Origin of the sequence: Rhodococcus koreensis (assembly GCF_900105905.1) — a bacterium.
Classification (GTDB): domain Bacteria; phylum Actinomycetota; class Actinomycetes; order Mycobacteriales; family Mycobacteriaceae; genus Rhodococcus_F; species Rhodococcus_F koreensis.
This window is the reverse complement of record NZ_FNSV01000005.1, coordinates 6,483,503-6,500,613: the sequence shown is the minus strand read 5'-3', so window position 1 is coordinate 6,500,613 and position 17,111 is coordinate 6,483,503. Positions and strand designations below refer to the sequence as shown.

The window sequence follows — 17,111 nt, the reverse complement described above, 5'->3', positions numbered from 1 at the left end:
GTCAGATCCTCTCGAAGATCGCGGTCAGCCCCTGGCCGCCGCCGATACACATCGTCTCGAGACCGTAACGGACTCCACGACGGTCCATCTCGCGCAGAAGCGTGGTGAGGATCCGCACTCCCGTAGCGCCGACGGGATGCCCGAGCGAGATTCCCGAACCGTTGACGTTGGTGCGGTCGAAATCCTGCGCACCGAAATTCCATTCACGGGTGACGGCCAGCGCCTGCGCTGCAAAGGCCTCGTTCAGTTCGATGAGGTCGATGTCGGCGAGCGTCAGCCCGGCGCGCTTCAGGGCCCGTTCGGTGGACGGCACCGGTCCGATGCCCATCTCGGACGGCTCCACACCCGCCACCGCCCAGGTGACCAGGCGGGCGAGCGGCCGGAGACCGAGACGCTCCGCCTGCGCCCGGGTGGTGACGAGACATGCTGCCGCACCGTCGTTCTGTCCGCTGGCGTTGCCTGCAGTGACGGTCGCGTCGGGGTCGGTGGCGCCCATGATTGGCCGTAGACGCGCGAGTGACTCGAGCGTCGTGTCGGCGCGGGGATGCTCGTCCCGGTCGACGAGCCGCGGATCACCCTTGCGGACCGGGACTTCCACCGGCACGATCTCCTCGGCGAACTTTCCCGAGTCGATGGCGGCGACCGCCCGCTGGTGGGAGCTGACCGCGAGTTCGTCCTGTTCCCGGCGGCTGATGCCGTACCTGCGGCGCAGGTTCTCCGCCGTCTCCAGCATGCCGCCGGGCACCGGATAGTTGCGTCCGCCGGCGGTGACACGTCCGCGGGCGAGCCGGTCGTGGAGCGCTGCCGGGGCGCCCTTAACTCCCCAGCGCATCGACTCGGTGTAGTACTCGGCGCGGCTCATCGACTCCACGCCACCGGCGATCACCAGTTCGGCGACCCCCGTCTGTACCCGCATCGCCGCGTCGAGCACGGCCTGCAGACCCGATCCGCAGCGGCGGTCGAGTTGCTGACCGGGAACCGTCACCGGCAGGCCCGCATCGAGGGCCACGACGCGGCCGATGGCAGGTGCCTCGCCGTTCGGGTAGCACTGACCGAAGATCACGTCGTCGATGCTGCCCGGATCCACGCCGGTGCGGTCGAGCAGTTCGGACACCACACGGGCGCCGAGGTCGGCGGCGGGAACGTCCGTGAACTGGCCGCCGTATCTGCCGACGGGGGTGCGGAGGGGCTCACAGACGACGACATCGGTCGCCTGGGCGTTCGAGTTTTCAGGCACTGCGGAAATCCCTTTCGTGATCGGTCCAGCGCTGCGCCCATTCGCGCAGTTCGACCGCTCGGATCTTGGCCCCGTTACCGCCCACGGTGGTCGGCATTTCCTCGATCATGTGCACGGCGGCCGGAACCTTGAACGCCGCCAACGACTCTGCGCACCACGACTTGAGTTCGGCGGCGTCGACGTCGGCGTTCTCGGCCGGGACGACGAACGCGACGGCTTCGGTGTATCCGCCGGTGCCGGTGACTCCGACGACCTTCGTGAGGTGGACGCCGTCGTGTTCGGCGATCCGGTGCTCGATCTCGGCCGGATCCACCAGGAATCCGCGCAGCCGGAGCACATCCCCCATCCGGCATACGTATGTATAGCCGCCGTCTCCGGTCGCGACGGCGAGGTCGCCGCTGCGGAACCAGCCGTCCGACGTGAATGCTCGCGCGGCCGCCTCCGGATTGCCGAGGTACGCGTCGACGACGTTCGGTCCGCGCACCTGAAGCTCGCCTTGCTCGCCGTCGGGGAGAACGGAATCGTCCAGTGGGTCGGCGATCCGGATCTCGATGGCGGGTTCCACCGGACGCCCGCCGCCGTTCCAGCGCACGGCTTCCGGATCGGTGACATCCCACAGCAGCATCAGGGCGAACACCTCGGAGGACCCGAAGACGCCCGTGGTGACGGCGTCGAATTCGTCCCGGACCCATGCGGCCACCTCGTGCGAACGGCCGAGGAAGTCGGCGATCCCGAGCCGCTTCAACGAAGAAAGGTCGGCGCGGTCACCCCCGTGCCACGTGTCGAGGAGGCGGGTGAAGAGGTCGTCGCCGCCGACCACGTGTGTCACCTTCAGCGACTGCATGCGGCCCAGCGTGGCCGCGGCCTCGAAGACGGGCTCCATCAGCAGCGCGCCGCCGCCGGCGAGAGTCGCCAGGGCCGTGCTGAATCCGAACACTCCCGACACCGGCAGCACGCAGAGCGTGACGTCGCCGGGCTCGACGTCGAGGACGACGGCGTCGGCGCGGGCGTGCCGGACCACCGCGGATTCCCGATGGGCCGCGAGTTTCGGAACGCCGGTGGAGCCGGACGTGGTGAACGCGACCGCGAGCGGGTCGCCGGGGTCCGCCCGCTCGCCCGCGGCGGTCGTGGTGGCAATGTCGGGTGTCTCCGGCACCCGAACACCACCGGTGTCCGCGCTGCCCGCGGTCCAGGCGCCGCCGCCGAGGTCGAATCGCGCCGGATCGGGAGCCTCGCCCGCGGCCGCGGGGCCGCGCACCACCGCGACCGCCGGTGCCGGGAGGTCGACGGACTGCTGCGCCTCGCCGAGTCGCCCGAACAAGTCGAGGCCGTGGAAGTGGTCGGCCACGGCCACGACCGCGGGTCGCGCGGAGGTGAGGATGTGCGCGATCTCGTGCGTGTTGTAGCGGGTGTTGACGCCGATGACGTGTGCGCCGACGGCCGACGAGGCGAGCTGCCAGACGATGGCATCGGACCAGTTCGGCAGCAGCACAGCCACACACTGGCCGCGGCGCACACCTACCCTCGAGAGTTCCGATTTCAGAGCCTCGACGCGGTCGCGGAGGTCGGCGCGGCCCGAGACGATCGGTTCGCCGTCGACGACGTCGATCGTGGCGGGGGCCGTCGGGTCGGCCGTCACGAGTGCGTCGAGCAACGCGGCGAGAGTGTCACGGCGCGTGGCCGTGTCGTGCGCCGTCACGAGAGCACCGCCGTGGTGCGCAGTTCCGTCAGCCAGCCGTCCGCCACCGACGCGAAATCGTCGATCTCCTCCATCGGGTAGTGGCCGATGTCGTCGAGCAGGGTGAACGTCGCAGATCCCGGCCGGGCAGCCTCGATTCTCGCTGCGGCCTGCTCGACGAGTCCGGCCTGGATCCACGGGTCCTGCGCTCCGGCGACGAGCCTGATGGGGCAGGTGATGTCGGCGAGACGGTCCCGCACGTCGTGCGTTCCCCAGGCGATGAGGTCCGAGGACGAGATCTCCGGGTCCTCGCGCTTGTGCATCGTGGCGATCAGGCGGGCCTGCGCTTCGGGCACGGACCGCCCGATGGACGCCAGGGTGCCCAGGTACGTGCGGTCAGCGCGGCTGGGTCCGGCGACGTCCTCGAGTTCGCGGCGCAATCCGCCGACGTTGACGCGGCCGGGACCGGCCTCCGCCTCCATCGCGATCGCCCCGGCCAGCGGCCGCGACGGGCGGGTCGCGAGTTCGAGTGTCAGCTTGCCCCCGATGGAACATCCCATCACGAACGGCCGCTCGACGGCGAGGGCGTCGAGGACCTTCCCGAGCCAGTCCGCGAACACCACGATGCTGGTGATCGGGCCGTCGACCGCGGGCTCGGAACGCCCGTGGCCCGGAAGGTCGGGGACGATCACCCGGTAGCCGCGGTCTGCCAGTGCGGACGCGGCGTGGCGCCACTGGACTCCGCTCTGCCCCGCGGTGTGCAGGCACAGGACGGTGGGCGTTTCGATGTCCCGACGATTGTCGGGGGTGACGATTTCGACGAAGCCGAGCGCGCCGTCGATTTCCAGGTACCGGGCCTCGATCACGACTGGGCCTCCCTTCCGCACGTGAGTGGCAAAGTGTGCCCCGACACGCTTTGCCACTCACGTGCGGCGGTGCGGGCATGGGCGATGACGATGTCGAGCGGCTTGGTGAGTCGCAGGTACTCGTACCCGTCACCGCTGGAGGAGAATTCACCGCTGATCGCGCGGCGCATGAAGTCGTTGTGTTCGGCGACCATCAGGTCGACCCACGTCACGGCCGGGATGACGAGCGTGAACGTGGCCCCACCCGGGACGCGGCGCGCGACGTCGATGATCCGGCCGCGGTAGATCCGCAGGTGCACCTCGCGGGACCCGCCCGAGGCGTCGGTGCAGCGCAGGCCCACCGTGCCATCCCACGTCGCCAGCGAGGACGCGAAGGCAGGGTCGGCGGAGAGCGATTCGCGGAGAACCTCTCCCCAGGCGGGGGTGCAGAAGTCCACCGCCGGGTCGTATCGGACGCCGGCGGGGTCGGGCAGGCGCCACGTCTCGATACCCTGCTCGCGGACCGACCCGCCGTCGTCGACGAGCCGCACGTGGCGGTCGAGAACCGCTCCGTCCGCCGACTGTTCGACCCGGGTGACGACGGATTCGACGCGGACGACGTCGTCATCCGTCACCGCAGACTGCGAATTCCATTGCAGCCCGGTACGTGTGGCTGCGACCGCCGGTCGTGGGGCGAGCAGCCCCGCCACGGCGATTCCCGTCAACGATGCTTCCGGCAAGGCCAGTGCGAGTTCGGAGACTCGCCGGGCGTCGCTCACAGCGCGATCGCCGACGGCGATGCTTGTGATGAGTGTGCTCATTCGGCAGCCCTTCCCAGGAGTTCGTCGGAGATGATCCGCATCTGGATCTCGCTGGTGCCCTCGAAGATCTTCGTCAACCGGGCATCGCGCCAGTGCCGCTCCACCTGGAAGTCGGTGGTGTACCCGGCACCGCCGTGAATCTGCACGGCTTCACTGGTCACCCGCTCGGCCATCTCCGTGGCCACCAGCTTGCACATCGACGCCTCCAGCGAGCACCGACGGCCGGTATCGATATCGGTGGCCACCGCATACATCAACTGCCGCGCGGCCTCGATGTCGGCGGCCATCGTCGCGATCTTGAACCGCAGATGCTGGAAGTCGGCCAACTCGTGCCCGAACTGACGGCGGGTGTGCAGGTACGCGATCGAATCCTCCAACGCACCCCGAGCCAGACCGATCGCCCGGGCCGCGGTGTGCGCCCGCCCGACCTCGAGACCGGAGACCGCCAGGTAGAAACCCTTGCCCTCCTCGCCGAGCATCGCGGACGCGGGCACCCGGAAGCCGTCGAACGACAACTCCCACGTGCTCCACCCGAAATACCCGATCTTGCGGATCTTCGTCCCGCTGATCCCTTCGGGGAAGCCTCCGCGCTGCTTGTCGATCAGGAACGCGCTGATCCCGCGGTGCGGTTTCGCCGGATCCTTGTTCGGGTCGGTGCGCGCGAACAACACCAGGTAGTCGGCCTCGTCGGCGTAGGTGCACCACATCTTCGTGCCACTGATCACCCAGTCGTCGCCGTCGCGGGTCGCGCGGCAGGAGATGTTCGCGACGTCCGAGCCGGCCTCGGCCTCGGACAGGGCGTACGCGCCGAGGTACTCACCGCGGGCCACCTTCGGCAGCAGCGCCGCCTCCTGCTCTGCGGTGAAGCCGCCGCCCATCCCGTTGCCGCGGGCCAGCAGCCCGGACACACTCATCCACGCCCGCGACAACTCCTCCGCGACCAGGCAGTACTCGAACACGCCCAAGCCCAGACCGCCGTGCTCCTCGGGGATCATGATCCCGAAGAACCCGACCTCGGCCATCGCCTTCTTCAACGTGTCCGGGATCGTGCCCTGCACCGGATCCAACTCGTTCGCGACCGGCAGCACCTGCGTCATCGCGAACTCGCGAGCCAGGTCCCGGATCGCCAGGCGGTCCTCGGTGAGATACCGCGGTGAATCTGTCCGCGGCTGCGACGGCCGATGCGTCATGGATACTCCTCCACTCGAACTACGGGGCGCGTGAAACGGGGAACTCGCGGTTCCGCACTCGAATCACATTAACGCTTGTTCACCCAGTAGAGCACGCCCGGGAGCGCACCGTCAATGCCGAACCCGCCCGATTCAGGCGGGGCGGTACCCCACCAGGTTGAGCGCGTAGACGCCGTACGAATCCGCTACCGCCTGCGCGGACAGGGGGCCGTCCGGCCGGTACCAGAGCGCGATGCCTGCACACATGGTCAGTACGGCGGTCACTGCCTGGTGGACGTGCGGGACGTCGAAGTCACCGCCCGCTACCCCCGCCTCGGCGATGGTGACGAACAGGTGCTCCTGGGCGTCGCGCGAGCCCACCACCCGTTTGCGATCCACCTCGTCGAGATATCGCAGTTCGGTGTTGGCCACCAGGCACGCACGCTGGTTGCGTGCGGTGTACAGCGAATGCGCGACCACCGCGGCCGTCCACTGCTCAGCGGGCGCGGCACCCGCCTTGCGCAGGGCGTTCCGGGTGGCGGTGAACTGCTCGTCGCTGGCCGCGCGCAGGATCTCGACGAGAAGTTCGTCCTTGTTGTCGAAGTGGTTGTAGACGTTGGCGGCGCTGCACCCGGCGCGTTTGGCGATGGTGCGCATGGTCGCGGCGTGGAAGCCGGCGGTGTAGAACTCCTCCAGCGCTGCGTCCAGAATCCGCTGCCTGACGTGGGGAATCACCGCACTGCTTGACCGAGTGTTCATCCCCCGGAGGGTAGAGGCATCGCGGTGAACGAGCAACGATCCGGCCGGAAATCGCAGTTCAGCAACCCTCAGTGGGAGGGAATCGCGTGAACGACGCTCGGCCTTGACCCGCGACACAACGTCGATTATGGTCCCCATCACATGAACGGTCGTTAATGACTGCTTCGCACATTCCGCACATCGCACCGTGGAGGTATGCCGCCTTGAGCACCCTCGAAGAACGAATTGGCCGTCTGGAAGACCTGGAGGCCATCCGATACCTCGATGCGCAGTACTGCCGCCATCTCGACGACGGCAACTGGGACGCCCTGATGGACCTGTTCACCGACGACGGCGAATTCGACGGGCTGTCCAACCCGAAGGGCAAGAGCGAGATGCGGGAGTTCTTCGCCGGACTCGCCCCCGGTGGGCTCACCGCGTTCTGGCACTTCATCACCAACCTGGAGGTCGATCTCGACGGCGACCGCGCCACCGTCCGCTCGTTCCTGTGGCAGCCGTGCGTGACCGACGGCACCGCCTCGATTGCCGCCGGCCGCTACACGGACGAAGCGGTGAGAGTCGACGGTCGCTGGTTGTATCGCGTCAAGCAGGTTCGTTTCCACTACTTCGGGCCGCTGGCCGAGGGCTGGGACGAGAACCGGTTCGCCCTGGATTCGGCACGGCGCGCGGCGGTGAACGCATGACCACCGAGTCGCCCACTACCGCGTCGAGAGCATGGTCGCCGATCCTCGCGCTGCCGGAGTTCGTCGAACTGCGGCGTCGGCGGCGTGCCGTCACCACCGCACTCGGCCTGATCGCCATCGCGATGTTCGCGGGCTTCCTCGTCGGGTTCGCCTACTTCCCCGAGTTCCTGGGCCACAACACGGCATTCGGCATTCCGCTGTCGCTGTGGGTGGTGTTCTCCCAGTTCGCCGGCACCTGGGTGCTGGTGTACGCGTACTTCCGACTCTCCCGCACCTACATCCAACCCGCCGCCGATGCCGCCGTCCTGGCCATCGCACAACGTGATCAGGAGCATGCGTCATGACCGGCGACGCCGATTTCCTCGCCATCGGCATCTGTGCCGCCGTCATCTCCCTCACCCTGTGGGTGACGTTCGCCGCGTCGCGCCGAAGCCGCAGCGCCACCGGATTCTTCGCGGCTGGCCGCTCGATCACCGGGTGGCAGAACGGTTTCGCGATCGCCGGCGAGTTCATCTCCGCGGGCAGCTTCCTGGGCACCACGGGATTGATCTTCTACAAGGGCGTCGACGGTGCCGTCATTCTCTGCACGTCGGTGGTCTCGTTCCTCCCCGTCCTCATCCTCCTCGCCGAGAAGATGCGCAACGTCGGAAAGTTCACTCTCGCCGACGTTCTGGTGTTCCGGACCGGTGCACGACGGGTCCGGGTGGTGGTCGCGCTCAGTACCATCGTCACCGGCACGTTCGTGCTGCTCGCCCAACTCGTGGCGGCGGGCGTCCTACTCGAATCAGTCTCGGGGATTCCGTTCGGCCTGTCCGTCGTGGTGGCCGGTTCGCTCATGGGCATCTATGTCTTCGTCGGCGGCATGCTCGCGACCACGTGGGTTCAGGTGATCAAATCGTCCATCCTGTCGATCCTGGCGATCGTGGTGTGCCTGGGAATCCTGGCGAAGTTCGGTTTCAGCGTCCCCGGCATGCTCGGGGCGGCCACGTCGAACGCCGCCGCCGGTGACGCGATCCTCTCGCCGGGCCTGATCTTCGGGCAGACCGGTGCGATCAACCTGATCTCGTACTCACTGGCGTTCGCGCTCGGCACGGCCGGGATGGCGCACATCCTCATTCGCTTCTTCACCGTCCCCGAGGCCGCGACGGCGCGGAAGTCGCTCGGCTGGACCGTCGCGCTGTGTAGCGTCTTCTACCTGATCGTCATCGTGATGGGCTTCGGCACCGCAGCACTCCTCGGTCCCGACGGGGCGGATCGCGTCGGCGCAGGCGGCAACCTCGCGGCACCCACACTGGTCACGGAACTCGGCGGCGGCGTCGGCACCATCGGCGGTTCCATCGCACTGGCCATGGTGGCGGCCGTGGCATTCGCGAGCATCGTCGCCGTCGTCGCGGGCGTGGTGATCTCGGCGGCGGGAACGTTCGCCCACGACGTGTGGCCCACCCTCACCCGCCGGAAGTCCTCCGACGCCGGCACGGAGACGGCGGATGCCCGCGAGGCGAAGGTCGCCCGGTACGCGGCGGTCGCGTTCAGCGTCCTCGCAATCGGACTGACGATGGCAATCGGCGACACCACGAACATCACCTACTTCATGGGAATGGCCTTCATGGTCGCGGGCAGTGCGCACCTGCCGAGCCTGCTGCTCAGCCTGGGCTGGCGCCGGTTCAACAGCACGGGCGCAGTGTGGGGCATCTCGGTGGGATTGACCTCCACCGTGGTCAGCCTGATGTTCACGGAGGCGCTCTGGCTGGGTAGTGGACCGGCACCGCTGACCATTCAGTTGCCGGTGATCATCACAATGCCGCTCGGGCTGGCCGCGGCCGTGATCGGCTCGCTCGCCGCCGAACGCCGTCACGGACGGTCGGCGGACCGGGACGAGAAGTTCGCCGAAATGCTGGTGCGTGCCGAAACCGGTATCGGCGCGGAACTCGCCGAGAAGCACTAGGTTTCACGCTCGGCCGATGCCCTCGCCAAGCCGGCGGGGGCATCTGCCGTGAAGCGTGCCCGTCACGACCCTGGACAGCGCTTGTACCTATCGGTACAGTCTGTACCGAAAGGTACAGGACCTCCCCGAAGGAGCGCACCCCATGTCAATTCGCCCACCCGCCCCACCGTTCACACTCGACACCGCAATCGCGAAGGTTCGCGCCGCCGAGGACGGCTGGAATTCCCGCGATCCCGAGAAGGTCGCGCAGGCGTACACCGAGGACAGTTGGTGGCGCAATCGGTCCACCTTTCTGCAGGGACGCCGCGAGATCATCGACTTCCTCGCCGGGAAATGGGACCGCGAGCTGGAATACCGTCTGATCAAGGAGCTGTGGGCGCACGACGGGAATCGGATCGCGGTCCGGTTCGCGTACGAGTTCCACGACACCGACGGGCAGTGGTTCCGCGCGTACGGCAACGAGAACTGGCAGTTCGACGACAACGGGCTGATGCGGTGGCGCCACGCCAGCATCAACGACGTACCGATCGACGAATCCGACCGCAAGTTCTTCTGGGACATGTCCGGCGTGCGACCGGCGGATCATCCCGGGCTGAGCGATCTCGGCCTCTGACCGGCACACGAGGAGTAGTCATGCCACGAGCAGTAGCCGAGCGCGGCGACGTCGTCCCCGTGCTGGCGGAGGTGTTCCGATCCCACGGGTTCGACGGCGCGAGTCTGGCCGTCATCACCGAACACACCGGACTCGGCAAAGGCAGCCTGTACAACTTCTTCCCCCGCGGAAAGGACGAGATGGCCGAGGCCGTCCTCGACGAGGTCGACGCTTGGTTCCAGGCCAACGTCAACCGGCCGCTGCGTGGGTCCGAGCCCGCCGCCGCCCGTCTCGATCGGATGTTCGACGAGGTCGAGACATACTTCCGGTCGGGTCGCCGAATCTGCCTGTTCGGCGCGTTCGCGCTCGGCCTCGAACGCGACCGCTTCGCCGACCGGGTCCGCGCCTACTTCACCGACTGGGTCGATTCGCTCGCGGGTGCCCTCTCCGACGCCGGCCACGGCAGGCAGTCGCGGCCACTTGCCGAGGAGGTCGTCGCGGGGATCCAGGGCGCGCTGGTCCTGGCGCGTGCCCTGGACGACCCCGACAGCTTCACGCGCATCCTCACCCGGCTTCGCCGCGCGGTCGCGGATTCGACGCAATCGCGCGCGTAGGATTCGACCCGGAATACGGAAACTCGAGAAGTGAGGCAGCCGTGATCTTCATCGTCGTCAACTTCACCGTGAAACCGGACCACGCCGACGGCTGGCTCGACCTGGTGCAGCCGTTCACCGACGCGACCCGGAACGAACCGGGCAACCTGTGGTTCTACTGGTCGCGCGCGGTGGAGGATCCGAACCTGTACGTCCTCGTCGAAGCGTTCCGCGACGACGACGCCGCCGTCGCCCACGTGCAGAGCGAGCATTTCCGGAACGCGCTGCGCGAGCTGAAGCCCGCCCTCGCACAGACGCCGCGGATCATCAACACCACGATCGACGGCACCGAGTGGTCGCTGATGGGTGAACTCGAAGTCGACTGACCCCGTCCGGCTTCACCCTGAAGTCGCGTGCACCGCGCGTTAGCCTGAACACGTGGCTTCCGATCTCACCGAACTCGACGCAGTGATCTTCGACTTCTCCGGCACGCTGTTCCGGCTGGAGGAGGACGACAGCTGGATGGCCGACCTCACCGACCACGAAGGTGAACCGTTCGACCTCCACCAGCAGGCCGAGTTGATGCGGCGCATGACGGCGCCGGTCGGTCAGACCGTCGAGATGGACGCCGCCGAGCACCACGCGTGGACCAACCGGGACCTCGACCCTCGGTTCCACCGGCAGGCGTACCTCGACGTTCTGCGCAAGTCCGGGGTCGCGCACGAGGTCCAGGCGGTCGGGCTGTACGAACGGCTGATCGACCCGGGATGCTGGAGCGCATACCCCGATACCGCGGAAGTCCTTGCGTCACTGAAGGACCGCGGAATCAAGATCGCGGTGCTGAGCAACATCGCATTCGACATCCGGCCCGCGTTCGCAGATCTGGGAGTCGAGCATCTCGTCGACGAGTTCGTGCTGTCGTTCGAGGTGGGTGCGATCAAACCGGACCCGAAGATCTTCGAGCACGCCCTCGCCGCACTCGGTTCCGCACCCGAACGGACTCTGATGATCGGCGACAGCGAGGAAGCCGACGGTGCCGCGCGAAAGGTGGGCTGCGCGTTCGCACTCGTCGAACCCGTTTCCATCGCCGAGCGCCCGGACGGTCTCCGAACTGCCCTCAGTGCCTTCGGCCTGTGAGTACTTGTTAACCACGGGCGGTTAACAAGTACTCACGGGTGCGAAGCGCGACCGGTGACGAGGGGCAGGTCGAGTGCGGTCACCAGCCCGGGCTTCGCCTCGACCACTGCGGGCACCGAATTCACCAGCCGCATCGCGGTGACGATCATCCCCGATACGTTGTGGTCGCCGTGCTCGCCGTGGTGGTTGAACTCGACGGACATCACGGGCTCGCCCGTGATGTCGATGCGGTAGCACCCGTCGCCGCGAGTGGGCTTCGGCCAGTCGGGTTTCTGTTCGGGGTGGGTGCGGGTGACGTGCTCGAGGACCACGCGCGGCACCCCGTCGACCGTGCCGACGACTTCGAACCGCACCGCCGCCGCAGTTCCCTTCGCGATGTGGCACGACAGAATGTCGAGGTCGTCGTCGGCGGGGATGCGTTCGAATTTCTCCACCAGCGGTTCGTCGAGTGTGAGGCCCAGTCCCGCGGCGATCTGGCGGACGACGCTCCCCCACGCCAGCGACAGCACGCCCGGCTGGAACAGCATCGGCGTCTCCTCGACGGGTTTGCCGAAGCCGAAGATCTCGCTCATCACCACCGGCTGGTAGTAGGTGGAGTAATCGGCGATCTCGGAGCACCGCACCTCGTCGATCCGCTGCGACAGGCTGGTCATGGCCAGCGGGAGAACGTCGTTCGCGAACCCGGGGTCGATACCGTTCACGTGGAGGCTCGCGCCTCCCTGTTCGCCGGCGCGGCGGATGCGGTCGACGAGTTCGTCCGGGACCACCCCGATCGGGTACTGCAACAGAACGGGTCCCGAGGACACGACGTTGATGCCCGCCTCGAGGAACGCGATCAGGTCCTCGATGGCGTCGAAGATGCGGTCGTCCGTCATCGCGGTGTGCACGATGCAGTCCGGTTTCAGTGCGAGAAGTGCCGCCCTGTCTTCGGTCGCCTTCACGCCGAGTTCTCTTCCGAGGCCCGCCAGTTCCCCGGCGTCCTTCCCGACCTTCTCGGGGTTGGACACCCACACGCCGACCAGTTCGAGGTCGTCGCGGGCGTCGATGCCTGCGATGGCGTGACGCCCGACCGTACCGGTGGACCATTCGACGACGCGGTAGCTCATGAGTTCTCTCTCCGAGTTTCAGAAGTAGTACCCCTCCCGCGAATGTAACAGGTTCTAGTTTGTGCCGGTGCGCGATTGCAGAACAGTTCGCGAGGCACAATGCGGGTGTGCCAGATCTGGAACTGCCGACGAACCTCGTGCGAGAGATGGCCGAGTTCGACGCCCCCGACGCGCCGCGCCGAACGTGGCTGGCCGACCTCCCTGCCGTCGTCGAGACGGTGAGTCGGGAGTGGTCACTGGAGGTCGGTCGCCCGTTCCAACCCGGCGGCGTGACGTCCTGGACGGCGCCCGCACGCACAATCGCCGGCGAACGCGTGGTGCTGAAGATCGGCTGGCGACACGACGAGGCGCTGCACGAGGCGGACGGACTCGCGGCATGGAACGGTGGCGGCGCCGTCCGGCTGCTCGACCACCGCGTGCTCGACCACACCACGGCCTTGCTCCTCGAATCCTGCGAACCCGGCACCCCGCTGTCCGACGTCCGGCCGCCCGAGGAACAGGACGTCGTGATTGCCGGGTTGCTGCGCAGGCTGTGGATCGAACCAGCCGCTGACAACCCGTTCCGCCCGCTTGCCGGCATGTGCGACGTGTGGGCCGACGAGTTCGAGGAGAAACTCGCCCGAGCACCGCGCCTGGATCCGGGCCTCGCGCAAACCGGCATGGAACTGTTCCGCGAACTACCGCGGACGGCAACGCAGTCGCGGCTGCTGTGCACGGACCTTCACCCCGACAACGTGCTGTCCGCCGCGCGTGAGCCGTGGCTGATGATCGATCCCAAACCGCATGTCGGGGATCCGACGTACGACGTGCTGCAGCACATGCTCGACCATGTCGACCGCCTCGCCGCCGACCCCGTCGGATTCTCGAACCGGATGGCCGGCCTGCTCGACCTCGACTGCGAGCGGCTACGCCTGTGGATATTCGCACGCTGCGTGGAGGGTTCGATCGACGAGCCCCGGCTCTCCCGCGTCGCCGTCATGCTTCGCCCGTGAGTACTTGTTAACCGCCCGTGGTTAATAACTACTCACGGGCCCCGATCTGCACCAGCCTCGCTTCCACCGCACGCATCTAAGCTGGATCGATGAGCGAAGCCGGCGCGCAACGAGTGGGCGCTCTCGACGTCGTGGCGTTCGCCTGTGAGATCGCGATGCTGGTCCTGCTCGCCGTCGCGGGGTGGTCGCTCGCGAACTCGACGGTCGTGCAGGTGGCACTCGCGGTGCTCCTCCCGGTGGTAGCGGCCGTGATCTGGGGTGTCGCGATGGCCCCGAAATCGACCCGACGACTACCCAACCCAGCGCGACTGGTCGCCCAGACCGTACTGTTCGCGGCGACCGGCGTGCTCGTCGCATTCGCCGGTCACCAATGGTGGGGGCTGGCCTTCGCCGTCGTGGCGACGGCGACGTTCGCGGCGCGCTCGCGCACGCCGGAGTAGAGGACTACCAGCGGTACCCGAGCAGGCCGAGAACGAATTCGAGCCAGTCGGGCAGTCCCGGGTCGCGGAACATCGAGCGCCTCCTCCGCACGGCGAAACAGTGTCGCACTTTCTATCGGCCGGGGTGACCCCGGTGTTAGAGCGCTGCCCATGTCGGGATTTACAAATAGCTAGTTTTGTCTAGACCCTGGATCGAAGTCCGTGTACTGTCCAACTGAGAGTGAGCTGGTTCATACCGCGACAGCTACTGGACGAGGAGGTTCGGACCGTGACGACGTCGGATATCGGCAGGACGACAGAGGAAGCACCCCCGGACGCTTGGCGCGACCGCAAGCGCTACCTGTGGCTGATGGGGTTGATACCCCCGACCGCGCTGTTCCTCGCCGCAGGGCTCGTGTGGGCCTTCAACCAACTCGGATGGTCGGCGGCGGCTCCGGTGTGGTGGTGGATCGGCGCGCTGTTGCTGTTCATCGTGCTCCCGGTCCTCGACAGGTTCTTCGGACCCGACGGCCAGAACCCGCCCGAGGAAGTGATGGAACAGCTCGAGAACGACAGATACTACCGGTACTGCACGTACGTGTTCATCCCGTTCCAGCTGGCGAGCCTGGTGTTCGCGTGCTACCTCTGGTCGGCGGACAGCCTGTCCTGGCTCGGCATCGACGGCGGCCTCGGGCTGTGGTCGAAGATCGGTGTCGCGTTCAGCGTCGCCGTCATGGGCGGCATCGGCATCAACACCGCCCACGAGATGGGCCACAAGAAGACCGACCTCGAACGCTGGCTGGCCAAGATCACTCTCGCGCAGACCTTCTACGGCCATTTCTACATCGAGCACAACCGCGGCCACCACGTCCGGGTCGCGACACCCGAGGACCCGGCGAGTTCACGTTTCGGAGAAAGCTTCTGGGCGTTCCTGCCCCGCAGCGTGTGGGGAAGCCTGAAGTCGTCGTGGGAGCTCGAGAAGACTCGAATGCAACGACTCGGCAAGAGCACGTGGAGCATTCACAACGACGTTCTCAATGCGTGGCTCATGTCGGTGGTGCTGTTCGGCGCGCTCACCGCGATATTCGGTCCGGTCGTCATCCCGTTCCTGATCATCCAGGCCGTCTACGGTTTCTCGCTCCTCGAAACGGTCAACTACCTCGAGCACTACGGCCTGATGCGTCAGAAGACGGCCAGCGGCCGCTACGAGCGCTGCGCACCCGCGCACAGCTGGAACTCCGACCACATCGTGACCAACATCTTCCTGTACCACCTGCAGCGCCACAGTGACCACCACGCGAACCCGACGCGGCGGTACCAGACGCTGCGGAGCATGGACGGCGCCCCCAACCTGCCCAGCGGATACGCCAGCATGATCACGCTCGCGTACTTCCCGCCGCTGTGGCGCAAGGTGATGGACCACCGGGTGCTCGACCACTACGACGGCGACATCACCCGCGTGAACATCCAACCCGGTAAGCGCGAGAAGGTTCTGGCCAAGTACGACGGCGGAGTTCGGTGATGGCCGCCTACCGGTGCCCGGTCTGCGACTACGTCTACGACGAAGCGTCCGGCGCACCCCGTGAAGGATTCCCCGCCGGCACCCCGTGGGCCGATGTGCCCGACGACTGGTGCTGCCCCGATTGCGGGGTCCGCGAGAAGATCGATTTCGAAACGAAGGTGGCATGACATGAGTACCGATTTCAAGCTTTTTCGCTGCGCCCAGTGCGGATTCGAGTACGACGAGGCCGAGGGCTGGCCGGAGGACGGCATCGAGCCAGGCACCCGGTGGGACGACATCCCCGACGACTGGTCGTGCCCCGACTGCGGGGCCGCCAAGGCCGATTTCGACATGGTCGAGGTCAGCCGGGCATGAGTCCTTCCACGGAACTGTCGACGGTCGTCATCGTCGGGTCCGGCATCGCCGGGGCGAGCGCCGCGCAGACGCTCCGCTCTGAAGGTTTCGCCGGGCGCGTCGTCCTGATCGGCGACGAACCCGCGCCGCCGTACCGACGTCCGACGGTGTCGAAGGATCTCCTGTCGGGTGCCACGGCGGCGGAGAAGACGGCACTGAGGCCCGACTCGTTCTGGAAAGAACAAGACATCGAATTGGTCACCGGTGCAACGGCAGTCGAACTCGACGCACGACGGAAGGTGCTGACACTCTCGTCCGGCGAGACACTGCACTTCAGTGCACTGCTGCTCGCGACGGGCGGCCGGGCGCGCCGACTCGACGGCGTCTCCGGTGCGGACGTCTTCACCCTTCGGTCGATGGTCGATGCGGATTCGCTTCGGGAGTCGATTCGGCGCACCGGTTCGCTCCTCGTGATCGGCGGGGGTCTCATCGGATGCGAGGTCGCCGCGACGGCGCGGTCGCTGGGCGCGGACGTCACCGTTCTCGAACGGGACGCGTCGCTCCTCAGTCGCATCGTGCCCCCGGACGTCTCGACGATGATCGCCTCGCTGCACTCCGAGAACGACGTCGACGTCTGCACGAACGTCACGCTCGCCTCGCTGGACGTGGGCGACGACGGCGCCGCCCTGGCCACCGCGGCCGATGGTCGCACCTGGAGTGCCGGGACCGTCCTCGTGTCGGTCGGCACCGTCCCCGAGGTGTCGCTGGCCGTCGCGGCGGGCCTGCGGGTCCACAACGGCATCACCGTCGACGAGCTGTTCCGCACGTCGGCCGACGGCGTGTTCGCCGCCGGCGACGCCGCCAACATTCCCGGGGCGCGCGGCGACGAGCGGTATCGCTCCGAACACTGGAACGGCGCTCAGGCACAAGGGATTGCCGCCGCGCACTCCATCCTCGGCAAACCCACACCGTTCACGGACGTTCCGTGGGGGTGGTCCACGCAGTACGGCCACACCGTGCAATTCGCAGGCGCAACCCGTGTCGACGACGACTACGTGGTCCGCGGTTCGATCGCGGATCGCGATTTCACGGCGGTCGCGGTGCGCGAGGACACCCCGGTCGGGGCCATCGCCGTCGGCCGTCCGAAAGACCTCCGGACCGTGCGCACGATGATCGCCCGGGGCGGCACGGTCGACCGCGTCGCGTTGGCTGACGAGTCGGTCGCCCTGACGGACGTGCTCGCCGGCGACCGGGAAGGCTTGGCAACACCCGCCCGCTAG

Annotated in this window: 20 protein-coding genes; 13 read left to right on the top strand and 7 right to left on the bottom strand. The window is 67.4% G+C overall.

Annotated features, from left to right (window positions below; translation table 11 throughout):
• Nucleotide 1: 1 nt before the first annotated feature.
• From BLV94_RS34150 to BLV94_RS34125, 6 genes are all read right to left on the bottom strand, one after another.
• Nucleotides 2-1,237, bottom strand: coding sequence for an acetyl-CoA C-acetyltransferase (locus tag BLV94_RS34150; RefSeq protein WP_072948062.1), 1,236 nt, complete (start codon nt 1,235-1,237; stop codon nt 2-4).
• Complete coding sequence (locus tag BLV94_RS34145; protein ID WP_072948060.1) at nt 1,230-2,936, bottom strand: AMP-binding protein; 1,707 nt, start codon at nt 2,934-2,936, stop codon at nt 1,230-1,232. Before BLV94_RS34145 ends, BLV94_RS34150 begins: the two co-directional genes overlap by 8 nt.
• A complete protein-coding gene (locus BLV94_RS34140) occupies nt 2,933-3,781 on the bottom strand; it encodes an alpha/beta fold hydrolase (RefSeq protein WP_072948058.1) in 849 nt (282 codons plus the stop codon). Before BLV94_RS34140 ends, BLV94_RS34145 begins: the two co-directional genes overlap by 4 nt.
• Nucleotides 3,778-4,581 (bottom strand): hypothetical protein, encoded by an 804-nt coding sequence (locus BLV94_RS34135; protein ID WP_072948055.1) that lies wholly within the window; start codon nt 4,579-4,581, stop codon nt 3,778-3,780. The genes BLV94_RS34140 and BLV94_RS34135 overlap by 4 nt, the downstream gene beginning before the upstream one ends.
• Nucleotides 4,578-5,771, bottom strand: coding sequence for an acyl-CoA dehydrogenase family protein (locus BLV94_RS34130; protein ID WP_072948053.1), 1,194 nt, complete (start codon nt 5,769-5,771; stop codon nt 4,578-4,580). The genes BLV94_RS34135 and BLV94_RS34130 overlap by 4 nt, the downstream gene beginning before the upstream one ends.
• 132 nt (nt 5,772-5,903) lie before the next feature.
• Nucleotides 5,904-6,509, bottom strand: a complete 606-nt coding sequence (locus BLV94_RS34125; RefSeq protein ID WP_072948050.1) for a TetR/AcrR family transcriptional regulator — start codon at nt 6,507-6,509, stop codon at nt 5,904-5,906.
• A 203-nt stretch (nt 6,510-6,712) separates the two neighbouring features.
• On the opposite strand from BLV94_RS34125, the gene BLV94_RS34120 reads away from it, so the two are divergent.
• The 7 genes from BLV94_RS34120 to BLV94_RS34090 all read left to right on the top strand — a co-directional run bounded on the left by BLV94_RS34120 (nt 6,713) and on the right by BLV94_RS34090 (nt 11,459).
• Nucleotides 6,713-7,192 (top strand): nuclear transport factor 2 family protein, encoded by a 480-nt coding sequence (locus tag BLV94_RS34120; protein WP_095862720.1) that lies wholly within the window; start codon nt 6,713-6,715, stop codon nt 7,190-7,192.
• Complete coding sequence (locus BLV94_RS34115; RefSeq protein WP_072948045.1) at nt 7,189-7,536, top strand: DUF485 domain-containing protein; 348 nt, start codon at nt 7,189-7,191, stop codon at nt 7,534-7,536. Before BLV94_RS34120 ends, BLV94_RS34115 begins: the two co-directional genes overlap by 4 nt.
• Nucleotides 7,533-9,137 (top strand): solute symporter family protein, encoded by a 1,605-nt coding sequence (locus tag BLV94_RS34110; RefSeq protein WP_072948042.1) that lies wholly within the window; start codon nt 7,533-7,535, stop codon nt 9,135-9,137. Before BLV94_RS34115 ends, BLV94_RS34110 begins: the two co-directional genes overlap by 4 nt.
• A gap of 142 nt (nt 9,138-9,279) precedes the next feature.
• The gene (locus tag BLV94_RS34105; protein ID WP_072948040.1) at nt 9,280-9,750 is read left to right on the top strand and encodes a nuclear transport factor 2 family protein; all 471 of its coding nucleotides are present in this window, start codon (nt 9,280-9,282) and stop codon (nt 9,748-9,750) included.
• Nucleotides 9,751-9,770: 20 nt separating this feature from the next.
• On the top strand, nt 9,771-10,343 hold the full coding sequence (locus BLV94_RS34100; RefSeq protein ID WP_072948037.1) for a TetR/AcrR family transcriptional regulator: 573 nt from the start codon (nt 9,771-9,773) through the stop codon (nt 10,341-10,343).
• A 41-nt stretch (nt 10,344-10,384) separates the two neighbouring features.
• Entirely contained in the window at nt 10,385-10,708 is a 324-nt protein-coding gene (locus BLV94_RS34095) for a putative quinol monooxygenase (protein WP_072948035.1), read from the top strand.
• Between the two features lie 52 nt (nt 10,709-10,760).
• The gene (locus BLV94_RS34090; protein WP_072948032.1) at nt 10,761-11,459 is read left to right on the top strand and encodes an HAD family hydrolase; all 699 of its coding nucleotides are present in this window, start codon (nt 10,761-10,763) and stop codon (nt 11,457-11,459) included.
• Between the two features lie 32 nt (nt 11,460-11,491).
• On the opposite strand, the gene BLV94_RS34085 is transcribed toward BLV94_RS34090, so the two are convergent.
• Entirely contained in the window at nt 11,492-12,565 is a 1,074-nt protein-coding gene (locus BLV94_RS34085; RefSeq protein WP_072948030.1) for an NAD(P)H-dependent amine dehydrogenase family protein, read from the bottom strand.
• 107 nt (nt 12,566-12,672) lie between these two features.
• Here BLV94_RS34085 and BLV94_RS34080 point away from each other — a divergent pair, with 107 nt between their 5' ends.
• From BLV94_RS34080 to BLV94_RS34055, 6 genes are all read left to right on the top strand, one after another.
• On the top strand, nt 12,673-13,557 hold the full coding sequence (locus BLV94_RS34080) for an aminoglycoside phosphotransferase family protein (protein WP_167372203.1): 885 nt from the start codon (nt 12,673-12,675) through the stop codon (nt 13,555-13,557).
• 89 nt (nt 13,558-13,646) lie between these two features.
• Complete coding sequence (locus tag BLV94_RS34075; protein WP_072948028.1) at nt 13,647-13,997, top strand: YrdB family protein; 351 nt, start codon at nt 13,647-13,649, stop codon at nt 13,995-13,997.
• A gap of 268 nt (nt 13,998-14,265) precedes the next feature.
• A complete protein-coding gene (locus tag BLV94_RS34070) occupies nt 14,266-15,498 on the top strand; it encodes an alkane 1-monooxygenase (RefSeq protein ID WP_072948129.1) in 1,233 nt (410 codons plus the stop codon).
• Nucleotides 15,498-15,665, top strand: a complete 168-nt coding sequence (locus BLV94_RS34065; protein ID WP_072948026.1) for a rubredoxin — start codon at nt 15,498-15,500, stop codon at nt 15,663-15,665. The genes BLV94_RS34070 and BLV94_RS34065 overlap by 1 nt, the downstream gene beginning before the upstream one ends.
• A gap of 1 nt (nt 15,666) precedes the next feature.
• Nucleotides 15,667-15,852, top strand: coding sequence for a rubredoxin (locus BLV94_RS34060; RefSeq protein ID WP_012689462.1), 186 nt, complete (start codon nt 15,667-15,669; stop codon nt 15,850-15,852).
• The gene (locus BLV94_RS34055; RefSeq protein WP_072948024.1) at nt 15,849-17,111 is read left to right on the top strand and encodes an NAD(P)/FAD-dependent oxidoreductase; all 1,263 of its coding nucleotides are present in this window, start codon (nt 15,849-15,851) and stop codon (nt 17,109-17,111) included. Before BLV94_RS34060 ends, BLV94_RS34055 begins: the two co-directional genes overlap by 4 nt.